Raw genomic sequence first — 6,037 nt, forward strand, 5'->3', positions numbered from 1 at the left:
GTAATCTCACGAAGTGAGATTACAATGGTGGAGCGTGCTTGCACGCTCCTGAATGAGCCTCGCGCCCGCCCGCCTTATTGTTGCAATCGTTTGTTGATTTGCGATTGCGCGTAGAAGTTCGATTTTTCTTCCATCATGGATTTCGAGATGCTGTCGATGAATTCGTTCATCGGCTTGCTGGTATCGTAGCTTTGGCTACAGATACAGACGGACAGCTTGTACGAACTGTTGAAGTTGTTTGCTTCCGACAACCCTGACCTTATGCGCGTAATGCACATGCTGATGGCCATTTCGTTCTGGGTGTTGACGAATGCGATGTACTCGTCGCTGGAATAGCGGATAATCACCCCGAGTTCCCCGATGGACCGGTTTAGGATCTTTGCCATCTTGATCAGCACCTTGTTGCCCGTGGCGTGCCCGTAGTTCTGGTTGATGGTCTTGAACGAGTTGATGTCTACAAGGATTCCGGTCACTTGCAGGTCTTTCTTTTTGGCGTATTCGCGACCAAGGTAGTCCAGGTAGGTGTAATTGAAAACCCCCGTTAGCTTGTCCCTGAAAACGCACTCGCTCTGCAGCGTGGCGAAAACACCTGCAATGGAAACAGCGATACTTGCAGAGATGGCTGAAATTCCGTAAAAGAGAGACTGGATAGCCGTGCCGACAATGAGCGGGATAAAGTAGATCCAGACAGGGAAGGACTTGAACATGCCTCCCTTTCGCTTGCAAATAAAGTAGAGAATCAGGCTGTCGGCAAGGAAACCGTAGTCGATTGCGATGTAGAACAGGTAACCGAATTTACGTTCGTAGACATTGCTGTAGGAAACATCGAAAATGAAGGGAACGAAGTTGTTGAGGATAATCATGGTCGTTCCCGTGATGAGTGCCGTCCCCAAAATGTAACGATGGACGATGGAGAATCGTGCATTCAGGTGCTCTGCCAGGAACAGCAGCCAGAAGAACGTGCCGAACATGTCGGCCAGGTACAGGAGTGCGTTGCTCCCGTAGACGATGACTCTCGCCATGGCGCCCGGCTTTCCGTCGGCTGTGTAGGCGATGGGGTCGAAAATGCATCCGCAAAAAGCGAAAAAGAGGATCAACTGCAAGAAAGCGTTTTCCGCCCCCTTCTCGCGGAATCTCCATATATTACCTGCCAACAGGACACCGATGAGAACGATGCCGAATATGTTACTCACATAAACAGTTGTCAGTTCAAAAGTGCTTTCCATAATCAATCCCTTCCATAATATAATCACTTTTTACAAAAAAAGAATTTTTTTATATAAATTATCGTTTTTGTGTGATATATCACGTTTTTTAACGCTTTCTGCGATCCATGACCTTGTGGGTTGCGTAAAAGGCCTTCTTGTTTTCGTACATGCGGGAATCGATTGTATTGATGAAAGTGTCGATATTTTCGTTTTTCAGGTCTAGCTTGTGGTAACCGATAGAGGCAGACAGGGTGTATTTCTTTTCGTTGTCTGCATTGTATTTTTCGAAAAGGTACAGGATCTTCTCGATACGGGCTTTGATTTGCTCATCGTCCTGGGTGTTGATTAGCAAGATAAATTCGTCTCCGGCATAACGGACGACGCTTCCGAGGCTGCCCACGCCTTTTTGCAGGATGCGCGTGGTGGCGATGAGGGCCTCGTCACCGACGGAATGTCCCTGCTCGTCGTTGATGCGCTTGAAATCGTTCAGGTCGAGCATGATTCCCGTAATCTTCAATTTGGGGCGCTTGGCACATTTCTTGAGCTGGTAGTCCAGGTAGGTCCGGTTAAAGACGCCTGTCAGCGCATCGCGGTAAATCATCTCGTTTTGGAGGCTTGCGAGGATGCCCGCAATCGAAATGGCGATACTTGTGGGAATGACGGAAATCCCGTAAAACAGCGACTGTATGATTCCGCCAGCAATAATCGGGACGATGTACACCCATATCGGGAAAAACTTGAGTACGCCGCCTCTTTGCTTGCTCCTGTAATAGGTGAACAGGCTGTCGATGACAAGCAGGTAGTCTATGACCGTAAAGAAAAAGTAGAAGGACTTTCGCTTGTAAAGGTTGTTTTCGTCGATAGTGAAGACTATGGGGTGGAATAGGTTGACTATAAGAACCGTGACTCCCGCCACGATGATGGCGTTCAGGGCAATCTTGTGCCTTCTGGTAATGGAGCCGTTCAGGTAGTAGCCTAAAAAGCGGACCCAGCAAAGGACGGCGAGCATGTTTGCTGCAAAGAGCCAGGTGCTAGTCGCATAGACTGCGATTTTGGGCATTAGGCCCGGGATGCCCTTCATGGTGTACGAGATGGGGTCGGCAATGCAACTGGTGATCGAGAAGAACATCATCAGGACCAGGTTCTTGTTGGCGGGAGTCTTGCTCTGCAGGCGCCAAAGATTACAGATAATCAAGACGACAATCAGTACGATGCCGATGATATTGGCAACATAGATGCATTCTAGGTTAAATAAGGGGCTCATTGCCTTATGTCCTGTCCGCCATGTACGTCCCCGGACCGAATTGGGGGAGTAGGTTGAGTTTCTCCTGTCTTCTTGTGATAATTATACGTAATTTTTTTGTATTTTTTGTAAAACGGAGATTTTTATGTCTAAACTGATGCGTTCTATTTCGGGTATCCGCGGAATCGTGGGTGATACCCTTACCCCCCAGATTTTGAAGAGCCATGTGAGTGCCTTTTTGCAGATTACCAAGGCCAAGCGAGTCGTGATTGGTCGCGACAGCCGTCCGACGGGCGACGCTATCAGTCAGTTTGTCACGGGCATCTGTCGTCTGTCGGGCGTAGACGTTGTAGAGGTCGGCCTTTCGACGACGCCGTCGGTCGAAATCCTCACGACCGAACTGAAGGCCGATGCGGGCATCATCATTACTGCAAGCCATAACCCGCTCGAATGGAACGCCCTCAAGTTCCTGAACAACAAGGGGCTGTTCTTGGGACCGGACGATGTCAAGAAGCTGTTTGAATTGGCCGATGCCGACAACTTCCAGTATCCGGATTACCGCGGCATGGGCAAGTACGAGTTCATGAAGGATGCCGACGGCGTTCACGTGGATGGAACCCTCAAGATTCCCTTCGTGGATGTCGAGGCCATTCGTGCAAAGAAGTTCAAGGTGGCTGTGGATGCAGTGAACGGCGCAGGCAGCTACATTGTGCCGCGCCTTCTGGAGCAGCTCGGCTGCGAAGTGGTGCGCGTGCACTGCGAACCCGACGGTACGTTCCCGCGTGGCGCCGAACCGATTCCTGAAAACCTGGGCGACCTTCGCAAGGCCGTCAAGGATAACGGCTGCGCAGTTGGTTTTGCTGTGGACCCCGATGCTGACCGTTGCGCTCTCGTCGATGGCCTTGGCCAAAGCATTGGCGAAGAATACACGCTTGCCATTGCGACCGAAGAAGTGCTCAGCCAGAAGAAGGGAAGCGTTTGCGTTAACTTGTCTACAAGTCGTATGAACCAGGATGTGGCCGAAAAGTATGGCTGTGAATTCAGCCGCGCAAAAGTCGGCGAAATCAATGTGAGCCTGCAAATGATCGAAAAGGGTTGCGTCATTGGTGGCGAAGGCAACGGCGGCGTGATTCTCCCGGCGCTCCACTACGGCCGCGATTCCTTGGTAGCTGCGGCCCTCGTACTCAGCTGGATGGCCCACCATAACGGAGGCCCGGAAAAGTTCGTTGCCGAAAATCCGTCTTACGCCATGCCCAAGAAGAAGTTTGAACTGGGAGACAAGAAGGTCGCAGACATCTTGCCGAAAGTTAAGGCGGAATTTGCCGGCTGGGAAATGGACGAACGCGACGGCCTGTGGCTTGGCCACGGGAAGTCCTGGGTGCATGTGCGCGCCAGCAACACCGAGCCTGTGATTCGCGTAATTGCCGAAGCGCCGACTGAAGAAGAGGCTGAGTCGCTCTGTTCTAAGGTCGAAAAACTTATATAAGATAATAAGACCGCTCGCGCCCAATCATACTAAGTACGTCCCCCGAGCGCTCGCTCTCGCCTCCACGATTCGCTAATACGAATCGTTTGAGGCTCACGATAAGACCGCTCGGCTCTATTGCATCTGAAAAAAATACGATATCGCCTCGCTCTCGCCTCCACGATTCGCTAATACGAATCGTTTGAGGCTCACGATGAGACCGCTCGGCTCTATTGCATCTGAAAAAATACGATATCGCGTTTAAAAAGGTCCGCCTGGTGGCGGGCCTTTCTGTTGTTGGAGGTGTGTAGGAAACTTAGAACTGTTCGAAGAACTTGTGGACTTCTTCAGGAACCCAGGTGTTCTGCCAGCCCTGTCCGGTACTCGTGTTGGAGCCGTCATGTGCCGTCCACTGGTGTTCTCCGTTCCAGCTGCACCACTTGACCGGGAAGCGTTCGTCAACAGTCTTGAAGTCATAGCAGAGGTGGCCTGCTGTGCCGTTGAATTCTTGCGGCTTTTCGGAGCTTGCGTCGGTGAAGTTGCCGTTTACGTCGGCCTTGCCGTTACGCTTGAGGATTCTCGGGAGGGCGCTGGTCTTGGCGCGGTCGTAGTTGCACACGCCGTCTCTCTTGCCGTGCACGCCCATCCAGGCAATCGGCAGGTCCTTGGCGTCGTAACGGCCGGGGTTGTTCGAATTCGCAGGGAGCCAAATGTTGTAGTCGGCGGTTGCATAGACTGCTACAGCGCGGAGTCTTTCTTGCAGGTCCTGAGCGAGGGAATTCGTGAACATGGCACCGAAGCTAAAGCCCGTGGCGAACACGCGGGTGGTGTCGATGCAGTAGTTGTCGAACATCGTGGTAATCATTTCGTCGACGAACTGGTGGTCTTCCTTGCCGTTCCAGGTTCCGTTGTCGTTACCCTGAGGTGCTACGAATATGTAATCGCCGTTCTTGTCCAGTTTCTGTTGTCCGTAGTACGGGGTCGGATGGTCGTAGTCCGGAGTATGGTGCACGAAGTCTTCGGCCTTTGAACCCATGCAGTGGTTTGCGATAAGCAACTTGTGCGGCTTGGTGTTATCGTAGTTGCTCGGCAAGGTGATGAAGAATGTACGGTTCTTGCCGCCGACATTCAAGTTGTATTTCTTGCCGTTTTCGACGGTTCCGGTCGAATTGAGGGATGAATTCTTGCCGCAGCCCTTACTCATGCGCGGTTCGTTTTTTAAGGCGTAGCCGAACTTGAACGTCTGTTCAGAAGAGACTTCGTCAAGCTTGATGCTCAGCGTTGTATCAAGCTTTGGGAGGAATATTTTTTTTGTGACAAAGCCTTCTTTTTCTATACTCAGGGTGTCCTGTTCACCGTCGATTTTCATAAGGGCCGTGCGGTCCTGGGCGACAGAGCCCTTGTAGTTGCCGGAGGCGCTGAAACGGATTGTTTCTTGTGCGGAACCGAGCTTGATGCGTGCAAGATAGGTTCCCTGAGCTTCGATTACGGAATTCAGGTCTACCGAGCCGGTTCCCTGGAAGGTCTGTGCGAAGACCTGGTTGCCGACCATGTCGAAAATTTTGACTTGGACGGGTGAATTTCCGTTTTGCGTAAAGTTCAAGACCCCGTTGGAGAGACTGAATCCGCCTGCGCTACGAGCTTGGGCGATGCCTATCGTTGTTTCGTGGAACGAAAACTTGCCCTGTTCGTCTGTGCTGGTGGCCTTGTTTCTCTTGAGAAGCTTGACATCTGCGCCTTGAATCGCTTTGCCGTCATTAGTGGTGACGGTGCCGTTCAATGTATATGCTGATGCGGTGCCGCACATGGCGGCGATCACTGCTGCAGAGAACAGTGAAGAGAATGATTTACCCATACTTACTCCTTTTTCCCTATACACCTTTTTAAAAAATATATACCCGGCGTATAAGTGGTCGTAAAAAATGAATCTGGTCGTTGACAATTAGTCCATAACATTTTGTTTACGCGGAAAAGAGCCCCAAACGAGGCTCTTTCTTGGTAGGAGTACGATGAATGGAGAAAATTTTTACACGAATGAAGATCTATTTTAATCCCCACTTGGGTCACTTTATTGTCCAAAAAATGGTTAAAACCCTGCACTTTCAGTGCAGCGACTTTCAG

Annotated in this window: 4 protein-coding genes; 1 reads left to right on the plus strand and 3 read right to left on the minus strand. The window is 50.9% G+C overall.

Annotated elements, in window-relative coordinates; all coding sequences use genetic code 11:
- Positions 1–74: 74 nt before the first annotated feature.
- Entirely contained in the window at positions 75–1,226 is a 1,152-nt protein-coding gene (locus Q0P86_RS07060; RefSeq protein ID WP_290996630.1) for a diguanylate cyclase, read from the minus strand.
- Between the two features lie 88 nt (positions 1,227–1,314).
- On the minus strand, positions 1,315–2,472 hold the full coding sequence (locus Q0P86_RS07065) for a GGDEF domain-containing protein (protein ID WP_290996628.1): 1,158 nt from the start codon (positions 2,470–2,472) through the stop codon (positions 1,315–1,317).
- A gap of 124 nt (positions 2,473–2,596) precedes the next feature.
- On the opposite strand from Q0P86_RS07065, the gene glmM reads away from it, so the two are divergent.
- Positions 2,597–3,937, plus strand: a complete 1,341-nt coding sequence (glmM, locus tag Q0P86_RS07070; protein WP_295038410.1) for a phosphoglucosamine mutase — start codon at positions 2,597–2,599, stop codon at positions 3,935–3,937.
- 295 nt (positions 3,938–4,232) lie between these two features.
- Here glmM and Q0P86_RS07075 read toward each other — a convergent pair whose 3' ends face one another.
- On the minus strand, positions 4,233–5,771 hold the full coding sequence (locus Q0P86_RS07075) for a T9SS type A sorting domain-containing protein (protein ID WP_294983878.1): 1,539 nt from the start codon (positions 5,769–5,771) through the stop codon (positions 4,233–4,235).
- Positions 5,772–6,037 lie beyond the last annotated feature (266 nt).

Origin of the sequence: uncultured Fibrobacter sp. (assembly GCF_946062555.1) — a bacterium.
In the GTDB taxonomy this organism is placed as follows: domain Bacteria; phylum Fibrobacterota; class Fibrobacteria; order Fibrobacterales; family Fibrobacteraceae; genus Fibrobacter.

What these genes read in the sequence shown, in the direction of transcription:
- Q0P86_RS07060 (WP_290996630.1), bottom strand. Translation starts at nt 1,226, where the DNA reads ATGGAAAGCACTTTTGAACTGACAACTGTTTATGTGAGTAACATATTC.
- Q0P86_RS07075 (WP_294983878.1), bottom strand. Translation starts at nt 5,771, where the DNA reads ATGGGTAAATCATTCTCTTCACTGTTCTCTGCAGCAGTGATCGCCGCC.
- Q0P86_RS07065 (WP_290996628.1), bottom strand. Translation starts at nt 2,472, where the DNA reads ATGAGCCCCTTATTTAACCTAGAATGCATCTATGTTGCCAATATCATC.
- glmM (WP_295038410.1), top strand. Translation starts at nt 2,597, where the DNA reads ATGTCTAAACTGATGCGTTCTATTTCGGGTATCCGCGGAATCGTGGGT.